Annotated in this window: 13 protein-coding genes and 1 tRNA gene; 5 read left to right on the top strand and 9 right to left on the bottom strand. The window is 69.9% G+C overall.

Annotated features, from left to right (window positions below; all coding sequences use genetic code 11):
• Window positions 1-15 precede the first annotated feature (15 nt).
• The 6 genes from pknB to ACIRQ7_RS18625 all read right to left on the bottom strand — a co-directional run bounded on the left by pknB (window position 16) and on the right by ACIRQ7_RS18625 (window position 8,104).
• A complete protein-coding gene (gene pknB / locus ACIRQ7_RS18600) occupies window positions 16-2,004 on the bottom strand; it encodes a Stk1 family PASTA domain-containing Ser/Thr kinase (RefSeq protein WP_404263587.1) in 1,989 nt (662 codons plus the stop codon).
• A 149-nt stretch (window positions 2,005-2,153) separates the two neighbouring features.
• Window positions 2,154-3,617, bottom strand: a complete 1,464-nt coding sequence (locus tag ACIRQ7_RS18605; protein ID WP_404263589.1) for a peptidoglycan D,D-transpeptidase FtsI family protein — start codon at window positions 3,615-3,617, stop codon at window positions 2,154-2,156.
• Window positions 3,614-4,996: an FtsW/RodA/SpoVE family cell cycle protein gene (locus ACIRQ7_RS18610; RefSeq protein WP_401464258.1), complete on the bottom strand. Its 1,383-nt coding sequence runs from the start codon at window positions 4,994-4,996 to the stop codon at window positions 3,614-3,616. Before ACIRQ7_RS18610 ends, ACIRQ7_RS18605 begins: the two co-directional genes overlap by 4 nt.
• 23 nt (window positions 4,997-5,019) lie before the next feature.
• Window positions 5,020-6,603 (bottom strand): PP2C family protein-serine/threonine phosphatase, encoded by a 1,584-nt coding sequence (locus ACIRQ7_RS18615; protein WP_404263591.1) that lies wholly within the window; start codon window positions 6,601-6,603, stop codon window positions 5,020-5,022.
• A 120-nt stretch (window positions 6,604-6,723) separates the two neighbouring features.
• Entirely contained in the window at window positions 6,724-7,257 is a 534-nt protein-coding gene (locus ACIRQ7_RS18620; protein ID WP_401464254.1) for an FHA domain-containing protein, read from the bottom strand.
• 10 nt (window positions 7,258-7,267) lie between these two features.
• Window positions 7,268-8,104 (bottom strand): FhaA domain-containing protein, encoded by an 837-nt coding sequence (locus ACIRQ7_RS18625; protein WP_401464252.1) that lies wholly within the window; start codon window positions 8,102-8,104, stop codon window positions 7,268-7,270.
• Window positions 8,105-8,612: 508 nt separating this feature from the next.
• Between ACIRQ7_RS18625 and ACIRQ7_RS18630 the strand changes: the two genes are divergently transcribed.
• Window positions 8,613-8,696 (top strand) — tRNA-Leu (locus ACIRQ7_RS18630).
• A gap of 114 nt (window positions 8,697-8,810) precedes the next feature.
• Here ACIRQ7_RS18630 and ACIRQ7_RS18635 read toward each other — a convergent pair.
• Window positions 8,811-9,773, bottom strand: a complete 963-nt coding sequence (locus ACIRQ7_RS18635; RefSeq protein WP_404263593.1) for a LysR family transcriptional regulator — start codon at window positions 9,771-9,773, stop codon at window positions 8,811-8,813.
• Between the two features lie 105 nt (window positions 9,774-9,878).
• Here ACIRQ7_RS18635 and ACIRQ7_RS18640 point away from each other — a divergent pair, with 105 nt between their 5' ends.
• The gene (locus tag ACIRQ7_RS18640; protein ID WP_404263595.1) at window positions 9,879-11,099 is read left to right on the top strand and encodes an MFS transporter; all 1,221 of its coding nucleotides are present in this window, start codon (window positions 9,879-9,881) and stop codon (window positions 11,097-11,099) included.
• A gap of 157 nt (window positions 11,100-11,256) precedes the next feature.
• Here ACIRQ7_RS18640 and ACIRQ7_RS18645 read toward each other — a convergent pair whose 3' ends face one another.
• A complete protein-coding gene (locus tag ACIRQ7_RS18645) occupies window positions 11,257-11,907 on the bottom strand; it encodes an FMN-dependent NADH-azoreductase (protein WP_404263597.1) in 651 nt (216 codons plus the stop codon).
• A 127-nt stretch (window positions 11,908-12,034) separates the two neighbouring features.
• Between ACIRQ7_RS18645 and ACIRQ7_RS18650 the strand changes: the two genes are divergently transcribed.
• Window positions 12,035-12,397: a winged helix-turn-helix transcriptional regulator gene (locus ACIRQ7_RS18650; RefSeq protein ID WP_401464248.1), complete on the top strand. Its 363-nt coding sequence runs from the start codon at window positions 12,035-12,037 to the stop codon at window positions 12,395-12,397.
• 82 nt (window positions 12,398-12,479) lie between these two features.
• Here ACIRQ7_RS18650 and ACIRQ7_RS18655 read toward each other — a convergent pair whose 3' ends face one another.
• Entirely contained in the window at window positions 12,480-12,914 is a 435-nt protein-coding gene (locus ACIRQ7_RS18655) for a MarR family winged helix-turn-helix transcriptional regulator (protein WP_401464246.1), read from the bottom strand.
• A 277-nt stretch (window positions 12,915-13,191) separates the two neighbouring features.
• On the opposite strand from ACIRQ7_RS18655, the gene ACIRQ7_RS18660 reads away from it, so the two are divergent.
• Together ACIRQ7_RS18660 and ACIRQ7_RS18665 are read left to right on the top strand one after the other, a co-directional pair.
• Window positions 13,192-14,538: an ABC transporter permease gene (locus ACIRQ7_RS18660; protein ID WP_404263598.1), complete on the top strand. Its 1,347-nt coding sequence runs from the start codon at window positions 13,192-13,194 to the stop codon at window positions 14,536-14,538.
• Between the two features lie 493 nt (window positions 14,539-15,031).
• A complete protein-coding gene (locus tag ACIRQ7_RS18665) occupies window positions 15,032-16,465 on the top strand; it encodes a DUF2252 domain-containing protein (RefSeq protein ID WP_404263600.1) in 1,434 nt (477 codons plus the stop codon).
• Window positions 16,466-16,470 lie beyond the last annotated feature (5 nt).

Below are 16,470 nucleotides of genomic sequence, written 5' to 3' on the forward strand. Positions count from 1 at the left end.
GCCCGTGCAGGCCGGTCACCCGAAGGGGCCGCCGAAGATGCCGCCGTCATCGCCGCCGCCGTTGCCCCCAGGGGCTCCGATGGTGGTCAGCGTGACGGTGGTGGTGGCCGGGTCGGACGGGGTGTCCCCCGCCGGGTCCTGGCTGATCACCCGGGCGTTGTCGTCGTCCGAGCTGCCGGCGGCGAACTGGACGTTCTTGAAGCCGGCCTGTTCCAGCGTCTTCTTCGCGTCCTTGACCGACTGGTTGGCGACGTTCGGGACGGGTGTCTGGGTGCCTGCCTTACCGACCGTCAGCGTGACCGTCGAGCCGTTCTTGACCTCGCTCTGCGCGGTCGGGCTCATGGCGGTGACCTTCCCGACCTGGTTGGGGTCGGTCGTTTCCTGGTCCTGCCGGTTCACCTGCAGACCGAGATCCTTCAGCTGCTTCTCCGCTGCGGCGAAGTCCTTCCCGACGACGTCCGGGAGAGGCGTCTTCTCGGGCGCCTTGGCAACGAACAGCGTGATCTCGGTGTCCTTGGCCTTCCTGGAGCCGGCCGGCGGGTCCTGGCGGACGACCGTGCCCTCCTCCTGGTCGGAGACCACCTGCCGGGGCGTGACGTCGGTGAAGCCCTTGCTCCTGAGCTTCTTCACCGCTTCGTCCTCGTTCAGGTCCCGTACGTCGGGGACGGAGACCTCCACCGGACCGGTGCACATCGTGACAGTGACCGTGTCCTTCTTGGCGATCTTTGTGCCCTCTTCCGGGAACTGCTCGGTGACCTGGTTCTTCTTGACGTTGGTGCAGGCCTTGCTGCCGCCCTTGGAGACCTGGAAGTCGCTGTTCTTGCCGTAGCCCTTGGCCTCTTGGAGGGTCTTCCCGACGAGGTTGGGCGCGGCGAACTTGTCGCCGGCGTTGTTGTTGCCGCTGAACATCGCCTTGCCGATGAAGATCGCACCGACCAGGACGAGGACGGCCGCGAGCACCAGCAGGATCGTCGAGGTGTTGCTCTTCTTCTGACCGCCGCCCCGGCGCCGCTCGTTGCGCTCGTCGTAGCCGTAGCCCCCGTCGTCCGGGTTCATCGGCGGCAGCATCGAGGTCGAGCCGGCCGGGTCCTGCGGACGCAGCATCGTGGTCGGCTGGTCCTGGTCGTGGCCGCCCATGCCCATCGCCGAGGTGGCGGAGACCGGCTGGCCGTCGAGTGCCGCCTCGATGTCGGCGCGCATCTCGTCGGCCGACTGGTAGCGGTAGTCGCGGTCCTTGGTCAGCGCCTTGAGGACGATGGCGTCCATCGCGGGCGTGATCTCGGGGTCGAAGTTGCTCGGCTTCTGCGGCTCCTCCCGCACGTGCTGGTAGGCCACGGCGACCGGCGAGTCACCGATGAACGGCGGCCGCACGGTGAGGAGTTCGTAGAGCAGGCAGCCGGTGGAGTACAGGTCGGAACGCGCGTCGACCTGCTCGCCCTTGGCCTGCTCGGGGGAGAGGTACTGCGCCGTGCCGATGACCGCCGCGGTCTGCGTCATCGTCATGCCGGCGTCGCCCATGGCACGGGCGATGCCGAAGTCCATGACCTTGACCTGGCCGGTGCGCGTCAGCATGACGTTGGCCGGCTTGATGTCGCGGTGCACGATGCCGGCCCGGTGCGAGTACTCCAGCGCCTGGAGGACACCGGTGGTCATCTCCAGCGACCGCTCCGGCAGCAGCTTTCTGCCGGAGTGCAACAGCTCACGCAGCGTGGAACCGTCCACGTACTCCATGACGATGTACGGGATCGAGACCCCGTCGACATAGTCCTCGCCGGTGTCGTAGACCGCGACGATCGACGGATGGTTCAGCGAGGCGGCCGACTGGGCCTCACGGCGGAACCGGGCCTGGAAGGACGGGTCACGGGCGAGGTCCACCCGGAGCGTCTTCACAGCTACGGTGCGGCCCAGGCGGGAGTCATGGGCGAGGTACACCTCGGCCATGCCACCGCGGCCGAGCACCGAGCCCAGCTCGTACCGGCCGCCGAGGCGACGCGGCTCTTCCATAAGCTTCTCCAGCCCTCTCCGTCAGTCCCGACCGCACCGGTGTGTGGTCCGGCGGTGTGCTGTTCGGGCATACCGTACCCGGCACGCCGCACCGGTCCCGGTCGTAGTCGCAACCTGATATCCGACCGGTATTGGCTTGACCTGAGCCCCTACTTGCCCTGGAGTACCGCCTCCATGACGCTCTTCGCGATGGGAGCGGAGAGCTTGCCACCGGCGATATCGTCGCGAAGGGTGTCGGAACTCTCAATCACGACAGCGACCGCGACCGGGGTGCCCTTGTCGGTCTTCGCGTAGGAGATGAACCAGGCGTAGGGGTTGTCCTTGTTGTCCTCGCCGTGCTGAGCGGTGCCCGTCTTGCCGCCGACCGTGACGTCGGGGATCTTGGCGGACTGGCCGGTGCCCTCCTGGACCACGGTCTCCATCATGCTCTGGACCTTCTGGGCGTTCTCCGGTGACAGCGGCTCGCTCAGCTCCTGCGGAGTGTGCTGCTGGACGACGTTCAGGTTCGGGGCCCGCAGCTGCTCGACCATGTACGGCTTCATCAGCTTGCCGCCGTTGGCGACCGCCGAGGCGACCATGGCCATCTGGAGCGGAGTGGCACGGTTGGACGCCTGGCCGATACCGTCCATGGCGTTCTGCGGCCGGTTGTCCTTGGGGTAGACGCTCTCGGCGGCCCGCACCGGGGTGTCGATCTTGTCGTTGTTGAAGCCGAACTTCGCCGCCTCGGCCATCATCTTCTTGTTGCCGAGGTCGGCGCTCATCTTGCCGAAGACGGTGTTGCAGGACACCCGCAGCGCTTCCCGCATGGTGGCGTTCTCGCAGGGGATGTTGCCCTCGTTGTTCAGCGGCTGCTGGGTGTCGGGAAGCGTGTACGGCAGCGGCGACTTCGTCTTGCTGTCGACGTCGTCGTACAGCCCGTTCTCCAGCGCCGCGGAAGCCGTGACGACCTTGAAGGTCGAGCCGGGCGGGTAGGTCTGGCGCAGCGCCCGGTTGAGCATCGGCTCGTCGGGGTCGTTCTTCTTCTGCAGCGCGGTGAACGCCTCGGAGTCCTTCTGGCTGTTGCCGGCGAAGGTCGACGGGTCGTACGACGGGGTGCTGGCCAGCGCCAGGATCGCGCCGGTCTCCGGGTTGATCGCGGCGACCGCGCCCTTCTTGTCGCCGAGGCCCTCGAAGGCGGCCTTCTGGGCCTTCGAATTGAGGGTCGTCACGACGTTGCCGCCCTCCTGCTTCTCGCCGGTCAGCATGTCGACCGTGCGGCTGAAGAAGAGCTTGTCGTCGGTGCCGGAGAGGATGCCGTCGTTGAGCTTCTCCAGCTGGTTGGCGTCGAAGGCCTGCGAGGCGTAGCCGGTGACCGGCGCCCACATCTTGCCGTTCTTGTACGTGCGCTTGTACTTGAAGTCGCCGCTGTCCGTGACCGTCGAGCCGGTGACGGGCTTGCCGTCGACGATGATGTTGCCGCGCGGCATGCTGTAGCGCTCGATGGCGACCCGGCGGTTGTGGGTGTCGTTCTTGAGCGAGTCGGCCTGGACGAACTGGACCCAGTTGACGCGCACGAGCAGAGCGAGGACGAGCAGGCCGCAGAAGATCGCGACCCGGCGCAGGGGCTTGTTCACGGGCGGACCACCTGGGTCATCTCGGCGTCGGTGGACGGTGCGGGTGCCGGAGCGGGCCGGCGGGCGGTGTCGCTGATGCGCAGCAGGATGGCGACCAGCGCCCAGTTGGCGATCACGGACGAACCGCCCTGGGCGAGGAACGGCATGGTCATACCGGTCAGCGGGATGAGGCCCGTCACACCGCCGGCGACGACGAAGACCTGCAGCGCGAACGCGCCGGACAGGCCGACCGCCAGCAGCTTGCCGAACGGGTCACGGGCGGCGAGGGCCGTCCGGATGCCGCGCTCGATCAGCAGGCCGTACATCAGCAGGATGCCCATCAGTCCGGCGAGGCCGATTTCCTCGCCGACGGTGGCCAGAATGTAGTCACTCTTGGGCGCGATACCGAGGATGAGGCGGGAGTAGCCCTGGCCGAGGCCGGAGCCGAGGATGCCGCCGGAGCCGAAGGAGTACATCGCCTGGGCGGTCTCCGTGACGCCGCCGTTGAGCAGCTCCAGCGGGTTGAGCCAGTTGTGCACACGCGTCTGGACGTGCGACTCGAAGGTGGCCACGGCGACCGCGCCGCCCGCGCTGAGAAGCAGGCCGAAGACGATCCAGCTGGTCCGCTCGGTCGCGACGTACAGCATGATCACGAAGAGGCCGAAGAAGAGCAGCGAGGTGCCCAGGTCGGTCTCGAAGACCAGGATCATCAGGCTCAGCGCCCAGATGACGAGGATCGGTCCGAGGTCGCGGCCGCGGGGGAGGTAGAGCCCCATGAAGCGGCGGCTGGCCAGCGCCAGCGCGTCCCGCTTCACCATCAGGTAGCCGGCGAAGAAGATCGCGATGATGATCTTCGCGAACTCGCCGGGCTGCAGCGAACCGAGCCCGGGGATCGTGATCCAGATCTTGGCGCCGTTGACGCCGGGGAAGAACACCGGAGCCACCAGCAGCACCAGCGCGACCACCATGGAGATGTAGGTGTAGCGCTGCAGGACGCGGTGGTCCTTGAGGAAGATCAGGATGGCGAGGAAGAGTGCGACGCCGAAGGTCGACCACATCAGCTGGTTGGGGGCCATCGCCTTGCCGAGCGAGGGCTCCTGGTCGAGCCGCCAGATGAAGACCAGCCCCATGCCGTTGAGCAGGGTGGCGATGGGCAGCATCAGCGGGTCGGCGTACGGCGCCCACTTGCGGACGACGAGGTGGGCGACGCCTGCCAGCAGTCCGAGGCCGAGCGCGTAGCCGAAGACACCGGCGGGGACCGTGTGGTCCTTCGCCAGGCCGACGTTGATGTACGCGAACACCGGGATCAGCACGGCGAAGATGAGCATCGCCAGCTCGGTGTTGCGCCGGCTCGGCGCACCGATGGTGCCGATGGTGGTGGTGTTGGTGGTACTGCTCATGAGATGTACGGCCCCCTACGCCCTCACTGCTGGGTGCTGCAATTCTTTTCCAGCTTCTGCTGCTCCTCGGAGGGGGCCTGGCTGGTGGTGGGAGTGGGAGTCGCCGACGGGCTCGCGGCGAGCGTGCCGGGCATGGCGTTGCCGTCGGGCTTGCCCGCCTTGTTGGTCGGCGTGCCGGGCTTGCCGCTGGGGCTGCCGGGCTTGGTGCTCGGGCTGCCGGGCTTGCCGGCCGTCCCGCCTGCCTTGCCTTCGGCCTTCTTGCGGGCGGCGGCCGCGCGCTCGTCGGCCTCGCGCTGGGCGAGGGTGCGGCAGGCACCGGCCTGGGCGTCCAGATCGGCGACCTTTTCGCTCGCCTCGGTGCGGCTGTCGGCCGGGATGGTCTCCTCGACCTGCTTGCGCTGGTACGGCGGGAGGTACTTGAGTTCGACCTTGGTGTAGTCCTGGTCGACGTCGTTGAGCGAGATCCACGCCAGATCCTGGCTGATGCCGCGGTAGAGGGCTACGTGGTCGTCCTTGGCGCCGACGAAGTACTGGGTCTGCGTCCAGCGGTAGCCCGCGTAGAGCCCGCCGCCGACGACGGCCAGTGCGAGTGCGAGGAAAAGCGACCGCTTGAGCCACTTCCCGCGCCGCTCGGGCTTGAGGTAGTCCTCGTCCATGAAGGCACCGAAGGAGCCCTGCGGGGGCCCGCCGACCTCCTGATGGCCGCTTCCGGGCGGCCCGAAGGCGCCCCCGGGGGGTGCGGGCGGCGCGTCTCTGCCGAGTTCCGCGGCGCGGGCGGCCGGAGTCTGCAGGGTGCTGGGGTCGCTGAGCTGGTTCTGGTTCTCGGCGACCGCGCCCACGATGACCGGGGTGTCGTTGAGCTGCCCGGCCAGCGTGTCATTGCCGTCGACGTCCAGGACGTCGGCGACGATGCAGGTGATGTTGTCGGGGCCACCGCCGCGCAGGGCGAGCTGGATCAGCTCCTGGATGGTCTCGTGCGGCCCGTGGTAGCTGGCCAGCGTCTCTTCCAGCGTCTGGTGGCTGACCACCCCGGACAGTCCGTCCGAGCAGATCAGATACCGGTCGCCGGCCCGCACCTCACGGATGGACAGGTCGGGCTCGACGTGATCGCCGCTGCCCAGCGCCCGCATCAGCAGCGAACGCTGCGGGTGGGTGGTGGCTTCTTCCTCGGTGATCCGGCCCTCGTCGACCAGCCGCTGCACCCAGGTGTGGTCCTGGGTGATCTGGGTCAGGACGCCGTCCCGCAGCAGGTAGGCGCGGGAGTCGCCGACGTGGACGAGGCCGAGCCGCTGCCCGGTCCACAGCAGGGCGGTCAGGGTCGTGCCCATGCCCTCCAGCTGCGGATCTTCCTCGACCATGACGCGCAGCTGGTCGTTGGCCCGCTGCACGGCCGTCCCCAGGGAGGTGAGGATGTCCGATCCCGGGACGTCGTCGTCGAGCTGGACGAGGGTGGAGATCACCTCGGAGGAGGCGACCTCGCCGGCCGCCTGCCCGCCCATGCCGTCGGCGATGGCGAGCAGCCGCGGCCCGGCGTAGCCGGAGTCCTCGTTGCCCTCCCGGATCATGCCCTTGTGCGATCCGGCGGCGAAGCGCAGAGACAGACTCATGCGCACCTCACCCGTCGGTTCGGGGTACATCCGCACGGTGCCCACCCTCCGGTCGGGAGCACGCGCGGGTCCGCCGAGTGGACCGCCGCGGCTCGCTCGCTCCGCTCGCTCATTGTCGTACTACTTCCGCAGCTCGATGACGGTCTTGCCGATGCGGATCGGGGCTCCCAGCGGAATCGGTGTCGGAGTCGTCAGCCGGGTCCGGTCCAGATACGTGCCGTTGGTGGAACCGAGGTCCTCCACGATCCACTGGCCGTCACGGTCCGGGTAGATCCTGGCATGCCTGCTGGACGCGTAGTCGTCGTCCAGCACGATCGTTGAATCGTGCGCACGACCCAGGGAGATGGTCTGACCCTGAAGGGCGACGGTCGTGCCCGTCAAGGTGCCTTCGGAGACGACCAGTTTCGTGGGAGCGCCTCGGCGCTGCCGGTTGTTGTTGCGGCCGCTCTCCTGGCGGCGCTGCTGCTGCTGTTGCGGCGGCGCGGCGGGCTGACGCTGCGTACGCGCCTCCTGCCCGCCGCGTCGTGCGGCGCCGCGCTGTGTGACGCGCGTGCCGAACAGATCGCTGCGGATGACCTGAACGGCCACGATGACGAACAGCCACAGTACGGCGAGGAAACCCAACCGCATGACCGTGAGGGTCAGCTCTGACATTGCCCCCGCTTCACCCTTCGGCTTGCCGGTAAACGATGGTGGTACTGCCCACGACGATTCGTGAGCCGTCGCGGAGATTAGCGCGAGTGGTGTGCTGCCCGTCCACCACGATGCCGTTCGTGGAGCCCAGATCCTGGATCGTGGGGGGCGTTCCGACCCGGATCTCACAGTGACGCCGGGAGACACCCGGGTCGTCGATCCGTACGTCAGCGTCGGTGCTGCGGCCCAGAACGAGCGTCGGGCGCGAGATCTGGTGGCGGTTGCCGTTGATCTCGATCCAGCGCCTGGTCTGAGCGTAGGGCTGCGGTCCTGCACCGGGCGGTGCCGTACGGGGTACGGGCTGCGCGCTACCGGGAGGCGGGGACGAGGGCATCGGGGGCGGGCCCACGTGACCTCCGCCGGGCTGGCCGCCCCGCGGCCCCGAGGGGGCGCGCTGAGCGGCTGCTGCCTGACCCTGCTGTTCCTGTGACGAGCTGGAGGCGAGGGTGCGGCTGCGCACGCGGTAGAGGCCGGTGTCGAGATCGTCGGCCTTTTCCAGGTGCACCTTGATCGAGCCCATGAAGGTGTACCGCTGCTGCTTGGCGTAGTCGCGGACCATGCCGGAGAGCTCGTCGCCGAGCTGCCCGCTGTAGGGGCTCAGTCGCTCGTAGTCAGGGGTGCTCAGTTCGACGATGAAGTCGTTGGGGACGACTGTGCGGTCGCGGTTCCAGATGGTGGCGTTGTTGTCGCACTCACGCTGCAGCGCGCCGGCGATCTCAACGGGCTGCACCTCGGACTTGAACACCTTGGCGAAGGTGCCGTTGACGAGACCTTCGAGACGCGACTCGAAACGCTTCAGTACTCCCACGGGGCACCTCCTTCCTCAGTCTTCGTCGGGGTCGTCCTGATCCTGCTTACTGATCGTATCCACGCGTCGGGAAATCGGCTGGTTCCCCTTTCCCGCCTGGAGGACGAGTGTCGCCCCTCACAGGGTTGCCCGGTGCTTCCTTCTCCTTGCTCACTGCTCGTGCACTGCGATCGTAGATGTGCCCCGAAGACAGTGTCCCGCAACCGCCGAGGTCTCCTGCCGGGCGGGTGGCCCGAGCCCTTCCGGCCAAGGGCGGGGGAGAGGCCCGGGAAGGGCCGCTGCCCCCGGTGGCGGACACCGCGAGTGTGAACCCTGGAGAGGGTGCCCGGCGAATGGCCGTCGAACGCCGGCCGGCCGCCCCGGTCGTCACCGCGGGGCGGGGACCGGCGGAAAGGCGTTTCAAACCACCCGCGACACCGTGCTAATCTTCTGGATGTCGGCAGGCGCTCGCACAAGACCCGGACGGAACAGCCCGGATCACGTGAGAGAATCCATCGGCAGCACCCATGCGCGGGTGGCGGAATAGGCAGACGCGCTGGATTCAGGTTCCAGTGCCCGAAAGGGCGTGGGGGTTCAACTCCCCCCTCGCGCACAGATGAGACCCCCGGTCTCCGGAGAAATCCGGCGACCGGGGGTCTTTCGTTGTGCCCGGGGCCCGACGTCACCCCTCCTTCGGGGGCGGCGGGTTCGGACGGTGAGTCCTGGATCACACCGCTGCCGGGCGCGCGGCTCCCGCCGTGTGCAGCACCTCACGCACCACCGCCCCGAAGGCGCGGGTGCGAGCCGTCGCGCGGGCGGTGTGATGCACGAGACCCAGCACCGAGTCCACAAGGCCGGTCACCGGCACGAAGGCGAGGTCGCGCCGGCCGTGGTACTCCGCGGTGGGCCGGCACAGCAGCATGCCGCCCCGGCCGGCGGCGGCAAGGGTGAGTCCCTCCTGCAGCGTGCTGACGCCGGGGCCGCCCGGTATCGGCAGTCCGCCGGGCGTCGTGGCGGGGGCGTGCGCGTCGCGCCAGTAGGCGGGCGCCGGTCCGTCCGCGGAGATCAGCGGGACGCCGGCGAGGTCCTCGGCGGTGACGGTGGCGCGGGACGCCAGCGGGTGGCGTACGGACAGGGCCAGGGTCTGCGGCTGCGCGGCGAAGACCGGGCCGAGTGTGAGATCGGGCTCGGCCACGGGAAGCAGGACGACGGCGACGTCGACCGCGCCGCTGCGCAGGGCGCCGAAGGGGTCGCAGAGCGGGATCTCGGTGAGGTGGGTGTCACAGCCCGGATGACGGGCCTGGAAGGTGTCGATGGCCGCCATGGTGCGGTCGTCCGCGGTGCCCTGGAAGCCGATGGTCAGCCGGCCCTCGATGCCGCGGGCGGCGGAGCGGGCGGTGTCGACGGTCGCGCGCAGCGCCTCGTAGGCGGGGCGCAGGGAGGCCCGGAACTCCTCGCCGAGGGGCGTGAGGCGGACGCGCCGGCTGGTGCGGTCCACCAGGCGGGCGCCGATCCGCGACTCCAGGGCGCGCAGCAGTTGGCTGACGCGGCTCTGCGAGACGTACAGCCGCTCGCCGGCACGGCCGAAATGCAGCTCCTCGGCGAGGACGAGGAAGCATTCCAGCTCGCGGAGGTCCAGGGAGCGGGTGCCGCCGGTGCCGTGCGGGGCGGGTGCGCCGGTGGTGGCCATGGGGTTCGGGTCCTCTCGCCGGCCGGGTGGATCGATGAGTCCTGCTCATTGAAGGGTGAGGGGTTCGCCGTTGTTCCCCGGCGGGCGCGGGCGTTGGGTTGCGGCATGACGGAGATCGATGAGGTGGGGCGGGCGGCCGAACCCTGTGGACGGCCGGGCGGGTTGGCGCGGAAGAGGGGCGGTGGCCTGCCGGCGGTGGGGGCGCTGGCGGCGGCGACGTTCACGGTGGTGACGTCGGAGATGCTGCCGGTGGGGCTGCTGACACCGATGGGCGGGGAGCTGGGGATCTCGGACGGTACGGCCGGGCTGACGCTGACCGCCACCGGACTGGTCGCCGCGGTGGCGGCGCCGTTGCTGACGTTGCTGATCGGACGGCGGGACCGGCGGCTGGTGCTGGTTGCCCTGATGGGGCTGCTGGCGGTGGCGAACCTGCTCGCTGCGTACGCGACGGATGTCGTGGTGCTGCTGGCGGCGCGGGTGTTGGTGGGGCTGGGGATGGGCGGGGTGTGGGCGATCGCCGCGGGTCTGGTGGTGCGGTTGGTGCCCGAGCGGCGGGTGGCGTCGGCGACGGCGCTGGTCTTCAGCGGGGTCGCGGCGGCGTCGGTGCTGGGTGTGCCGGCCGGCACGTTCATCGGTGAACTGGGCGGCTGGCGGGCGGCGTTCGTGGCGATGGCGGCGGTGTGCGGGGTGGTGGCCGTCGCGCTGGGGGTGCTGCTGCCGCCGCTGCCGGCGGCCGGTGCGGTGCGGCTGGGCGGCGTCCTGGGGCTGTTCCGCGGCGCCGCGGTGCGGACCGGGCTGCTCCTGGTGGTGCTGCTGGTGACGGGGCATTTCGCCGCGTACACGTATGTGCGCCCGGTGCTTGAGGACGTGTCAGGGGCGGGCGCCGGCCAGATCGGTGCGCTGCTGCTGGCGTTCGGCGTCGCGGGCATGGCCGGGAACTTCGCCGCGGGCGCCGGGGCCGCGCGGACGCCGCGGGGGACGTTGCTGCTGATCTGCGGGGTGCTGGCGGGGGCGGTGTTGCTGGTGCCGCTGCTGGGGCGTGGTGCCGGGACCCTCGGAGCCGCGGCCCTGGTGGCCGTGTGGGGGCTGGCTTACGGGGGCGTGTCGGTCGGTACGCAGACCTGGCTGATGGCGGCGGCGCCGGGCGCGCGGGAGGCGGCGTCCGCGCTCTTCGTGGCGGTGTTCAACGGGGCCATCGCCCTGGGCGCGCTGGCCGGCGGCCGCGCCGCGGACGGCTGGGGCGCGTCCGGGGTGATGTGGCTGGGCGGCGCACTGGCGCTGGCGGCCCTGGTGACGGCGTCGGTGGGGCGCGGGCCGGGGGAATGAGGCCGGCGGCTTCCCGTCCCGGGGCGACGTACGGGCGCGGGCCCGGGGGCGCCGGCCACGGGCCGTGACCGGCGGCGTGCGCGGTGCCCCCTGGGCGGGCGCGTGGTGGTGCGGGTGCCGGCAGTACGTGCTCGGTCTGCCGGCTCCGGTCCCTCGGTCAGGCGGCGACGCGGGCGACGAGGGCCTTGGCCTTGGCGGTCGCGTCCTCGTGGGCCTTGTCGCGGGAGGCCTCGAACTTGGGGATGAGCTCGGCCATCGCCGGGTTGGAGGGGGCCATGGTGAGCTCGGGGACGATGAACTCGACGTCCAGGCCGAACGCGCCGCTCAGGACGGCCTCGAGGTAGTTCTGCACGTACTCGAAGCTCTCGCGGGGGGTGCCCGGCGCATACGAACCGCCGCGGCTGGCCACGACGGTGACCGGGGTGCCCTTCGCGCTCGGGGTCTCGCCCGCCGTGCGGCCCATGATGATCGTCTGGTCGAGCCAGGCCTTCAGGGTCGAGGGGATCGTGAAGTTGTACATCGGGGCGCCGATGACGATCGCGTCGGCCTGCTCCAGCTCCTCGGCGAGCCGGACGCGCAGCGCGAAGGCGGCCTGCTGCTCGGGGGTGTGCGTGGCGGGGTCGGAGAAGCCGGCGGAGGCGCCGATGCCGTCGAGGTGCGGCAGCGGGTCGGCGGCCAGGTCGCGGTAGATGACGGTGCCGTCGGGGTGCTGCTCCTCCCAGGCCGCGCGGAACGCCGCGGTCACCGAGCGGGAGGCGGAGCCGGCCTCGGGGAAGACGGAGGAGTCGATGTGCAGAAGCGTGGCCATGGGGATCGGTCCTTCGGTTCGCTGCCGTACGAGGTGCGGCACGTTGGTTGAATTCCGTACGTGACTATTAATAACACAGGTACTTACTTTTTTGCAGTTCCCAACGGGAGGGCGGTACGCTGACTGCATGGCGGACCATGGCGAGACGGCGTGCAGGCAGGTCGACGGCGGCATGACCCGCGTATTCGAGCTGTTCGGGAAGCGCTGGACGGGTCTGATCGTCGCCACCCTGATGCCGGGACCGGTGCACTTCGCCGATCTGCGGCGCGCGATCCCCGGGATCAGCGAGCGCATGCTGTCCGACCGCCTGATGGAGCTCGCCGGCACGGGCCTGGTCGTCCGCGAGGTGGATGCCGGTCCGCCGCTGCGGGTGGCCTACCGGCTGACGGAAGCCGGGCGGGCGATGGAGCCCTCGCTCAAGGAGCTGGCGCGCTGGGCCGAGACCTATCTCGCCGAAGGCGGGCAGTGCCCGGACCGGTTCCGGCAGTAGCGGTTCCGGAAGTGGCAGTTCGGGAAGTACCGGAAATACGGGGCATCGGGGCGCCCTCAGGTTGTCCCCTGCGTGGTGGCCGTCAGCCGAGCCGTTCCTGGGCGGCGTTGTAGCGCAGCAGGTAGGAGGCGAAGCGGTTGAGGTCGTCCTCCTCCCAGTCGGCCAGCCGCTCGCGGAATGCCTGGCGGCGGCTCGCGGTGACGTTGGCCAGCACCTGAGCGCCCTTCTCTGTGGGGTGCAGCACCTGTACGCGGTGGTCGTCCGGGTCGACCCGGCGCTCGACGAAGCCGAGTTTCTCCAGTGCGGCGATCTGCCTGCTGACCGTCGACTTGTCCAGGAGGTAGTGCGCCGCGAGATCCGTTGCCCGGCATCCGTGCTGGTCATCGAGGTGCGCGAGCAGCGTGTACGAGACCAGCGAGAGCTCGGGGTGCATGCGTGCCGCGGTCGCGCGGGCCCTTCGGGCGAACGCGGTCATCTCCTGCTGGATGGTCTCGACTGAGTCGTCCCGGTGGGCCACGGAGTTGCCTTTCGTTGAAGTAGTTGTATAGTACAACGTGGATTGAGAGTTGTAATAGCCAACAATGAGGTGGGCCGAGCGGATCGCGCGGATCGATGGGCCTCCGCATGGGGCCCGGCGGCGCCATGCGGACCCCCTGTGAACCCTGTGCATCCGCGGGCCCTTGTGGGCTCCTGTGGGTCCCGGCGCGGCCGTCTCCGACGGTGAGCCGCCCCCTCCGCGCCCGCCCCCCCGTTGGCGACAGCTGAGCCGTACACGATCTGAGAAGGCCTGCCCTATGAGTCCGGTCCGACGTCCCGACCACCGAAGCGACCACCGAAGCGACCCCCGGCCTTCCGGCCGTGCCCCCGCGCACGCCGCCGGGCTGCGGCACGTCCTGACGCACCTGGTCACCCCGCTGCTGATGTGCATCGGGATGGGCCTGGCGTACTTGGGCGCGTTCGCCAACCCCGCACCGCACGACCTGCCGGTCGCGGTCGTCGGCTCGGGGCAGAGCGCGCAGTTGCTCGCCCAGTCGATCAACGACAAGTCGGCCGGTGAGCTGCAGGTACGGACGGTCGGCGACCGGGCGGCGGCGATCGACCAGCTCAAGCACCAGGACATCTTCGGCGCGTACGTGATGAACGCGAAGGACGCCGGAGCGAAGGACGCGGGCGCGGGCGGAGCCGGTGCGGCGGGCGCGGCGAAGGCCGGGGGCGGCTCCGGCGCCAAGGCGGGGCCCGAACTGCTGGTGGCGACCGCGGGGTCCGACACCAGCGCGTCCGTGGTGCAGAAGATCTTCACGCCGATCGCGTCCCAGCAGGGCGCACCGCTCAAGGTCACGGATGTCGCCCCGACCGCCGAGGACGACCCGACGGGACAAGGCATCTTCTTCCTGCTGGTCGCGATCAGCATCGGCTCGTACGCCTCGGTCGCGGTGATCGGCGGGGCCGGAGCGGTGCTGCCGATGCGGCTGCGGGCGCTCCTGGCAGTCGGCACGTCCTTCGTGGTCAGCCTCATCGGGACGCTCTTCGCCGGGCCGGTCTTCCACCTCGTCGACCACGGCCTGTGGGGCCTGTGGGGCATGGCCTGGCTGTACTCCGCCGGCATCCTGCTGATCGGCACGGGCCTGCACACGTTCCTCAAGCGGTGGACCACCTTCGGGGTCATGGCGCTCTTCGTGATGCTCAACTTCACTTCTTCCGGCGGCATTTTCCGGCCGGAGATGCAGAACGGGTTCTTCGCCGCGCTGCACTCCTTCTGGAACGGCGCGGGCTTTGTGGAAGGCACCCGTAGCCACGTCTACTTCGACGGCCACGGCCTCGCCGGACACGTCTGGACACTGGCGTTGTGGCTGGTCGTGGGCCTGCTGGTGGTCGGCGTGGCTGCCATGGCCGAGAACCGGCGGCAGGCGGCCGAGGAGAAGGCGGCGGCCAACGCCGCGGCGGTGGCGGCTGCTGCCGTGGCGGCGACCGTGCCGGAGCGGGCGCCGGAGAGGGTGCCGGAGCGGGCATGGGAGCGGGTGTCGGACCCGGAGGCGGCTCCGGCGGTGTCGGTGGGGCGTCGGGGAGAAGCGGCTGATGAGCAGACCGAAGCGGGGGGCGAGGAGCTGGAGGAGGAGCTGGAGGAGGCCGTGGGGGTGTAGACGCGGCCGGGCGACTGGCTGCCCCTTCTCCCCCTTCTTCCTCCTTCTTCCTTCTCCTCGCCCGAGAGCTCTCCCATCCGGGGGCTCTCGGGCGGGGTGCTTTATGGCGGGTGGCTTCGTGACGTCGAGACCGTGTGACCTCGTGGCTTCGTGGCTTCGAGGCCCTGTGACCTCGTGGCTTCGTGGCCTCGTGACCTTGTGACCTTGTGACTTCGAGTCCGCGCTTTGCTTGGTTCCCTTGCTTCCGTTGGGTTCCTTGACTCGCTTGAGGACTTGAGGAATTGAGGAATTGAGGACTTGAGGTACGAGCACGTGAGGCACGACTCCTTGAATCTGCGAGACCTCAACTCCTCAAGTCGAAATTCCTCGAATCGTTGAGTTATCCACAGGCCCTGACGCTCGGTGACGGTGGTCGGTAACGTCTTGGGCAGGCGGGACGGAATCGGCCAAGAGGCCGGACAAGTGCAGGTCGTGAAGGGGGAGGTGGCCCGCGATGTCGCGTGTGCCGTACGTACCGGGGTTCGCGAAGGCCGTGTCGGAGGGGCCGTCACCCAAGGCCGTGGGCAAGGGGTTGCGGGCGCGGATTCCGCGATCCGGGCAGGCAGAGCTGGCGATCGCCCCCGGACGGCCGGATGCTGTCGCGGCGGTCGAGGAGGCCAACGCCGGGAGGCTGCCGGAGCTGACACCGATACGGGTCGGGCGCATGGCCGCCGGCCCCTTCGCCTTCCTCCGCGGATCGGCGGGCCTGATGGCGTACGACTTGATGGATACCCCCGTGACGGGCATCGGCGCCCAGATATGCGGCGATGCGCACGCCGCCAACTTCGGTCTCTATGGTGACGCCCGCGGTGGTCTGGTCATCGACCTCAACGACTTCGACGAGACGCTGTACGGGCCGTGGGAATGGGACGTCAAGCGGCTCGTGGCCTCCCTGGTGCTGGCGGGCCGGGAGGCGGGCGCCAGTGAGGACGAGTGCCGGGTGGCGGCGCGGGACGCCGCGGGTGCGTATCGCCGCACGATGCGGCTGCTGGCGAAGCTGCCGGTGACCGAGGCGTGGAACGCCATCGCCGACGAGGCACTGGTCTCGCACACCGACGCCCGGGATCTGCTCGGGACGCTGGAGCGGGTCGCCGCCAAGGCGCGCAAGAACACCAGCGCCCGGTTCGCCGCGAAGTCGACGGAGCAGGCGCCGGACGGCGGCCGCCGGTTCGTGGACGCCTTGCCGGTGCTGCGGCAGGTGCCGGACGACGAGGCGGCGGCGGTGGCCTCGTCGCTGGCCGGCTATCTGGAAACGCTCCCCGAGGATCGGCTGCCGCTGCTGGCCCGGTATGAGCTTCAGGACGTGGCCTTCCGGGTGGTGGGAACGGGAAGCGTGGGCCTGCGCTCGTACGTCGTGCTGCTGCTCGACCACCGTGGTGAGCCGATGGTGCTCCAGGTGAAGGAGGCGCGTGGTTCGGCGCTGGCGCCGTTCGTGGCCAAGGCCGGTTTCCCGGTGCCTTCGGTGGCCCACGAGGGGCGCCGGGTGGTGCTCGGCCAGCGGCGGATGCAGGTCGTCAGCGACATGCTGCTGGGCTGGACGACGGTGCAGGGCGTGGAGGCCCAGGGCGCGGGGAGCGGGAGTGGGCGAGGCGAGGGGCTGCCGTTCCAGGTCAGGCAGTTCAGGAACCGCAAGGGCAGCGTGGATCCCGCACAACTGTCGGGCGACCAGCTCGACGATTACGCACGCATGACCGGCGCACTCCTGGCGCGGGCCCATGCGCACAGCGCCGATCCGCGGGTGGTGGCCGGCTATTGCGGCAAGGGGGAGGCGCTGGATGAGGCGATGACGGAGTTCGCAGTGGCGTACGCGGACCGTACGGAGGCGGATCACGCTGATCTGGTCGCGGCGGTGAAGAGCGGTCGGATCGCGGCCGAGATGGGGGTGTGAGGGCG

The sequence above is a fragment of the Streptomyces sp. NPDC101393 genome (genome assembly GCF_044767385.1).
GTDB lineage: Bacteria > Actinomycetota > Actinomycetes > Streptomycetales > Streptomycetaceae > Streptomyces.

Coding starts and splice junctions, on each gene's coding strand:
- pknB (WP_404263587.1), bottom strand. CDS start 2,004: ATGGAAGAGCCGCGTCGCCTCGGCGGCCGGTACGAGCTGGGCTCGGTG.
- ACIRQ7_RS18610 (WP_401464258.1), bottom strand. CDS start 4,996: ATGAGCAGTACCACCAACACCACCACCATCGGCACCATCGGTGCGCCG.
- ACIRQ7_RS18615 (WP_404263591.1), bottom strand. CDS start 6,603: ATGAGTCTGTCTCTGCGCTTCGCCGCCGGATCGCACAAGGGCATGATC.
- ACIRQ7_RS18620 (WP_401464254.1), bottom strand. CDS start 7,257: ATGTCAGAGCTGACCCTCACGGTCATGCGGTTGGGTTTCCTCGCCGTA.
- ACIRQ7_RS18635 (WP_404263593.1), bottom strand. CDS start 9,773: ATGGCCACCACCGGCGCACCCGCCCCGCACGGCACCGGCGGCACCCGC.
- ACIRQ7_RS18640 (WP_404263595.1), top strand. CDS start 9,879: ATGACGGAGATCGATGAGGTGGGGCGGGCGGCCGAACCCTGTGGACGG.
- ACIRQ7_RS18645 (WP_404263597.1), bottom strand. CDS start 11,907: ATGGCCACGCTTCTGCACATCGACTCCTCCGTCTTCCCCGAGGCCGGC.
- ACIRQ7_RS18650 (WP_401464248.1), top strand. CDS start 12,035: ATGGCGGACCATGGCGAGACGGCGTGCAGGCAGGTCGACGGCGGCATG.
- ACIRQ7_RS18660 (WP_404263598.1), top strand. CDS start 13,192: ATGAGTCCGGTCCGACGTCCCGACCACCGAAGCGACCACCGAAGCGAC.
- ACIRQ7_RS18665 (WP_404263600.1), top strand. CDS start 15,032: ATGTCGCGTGTGCCGTACGTACCGGGGTTCGCGAAGGCCGTGTCGGAG.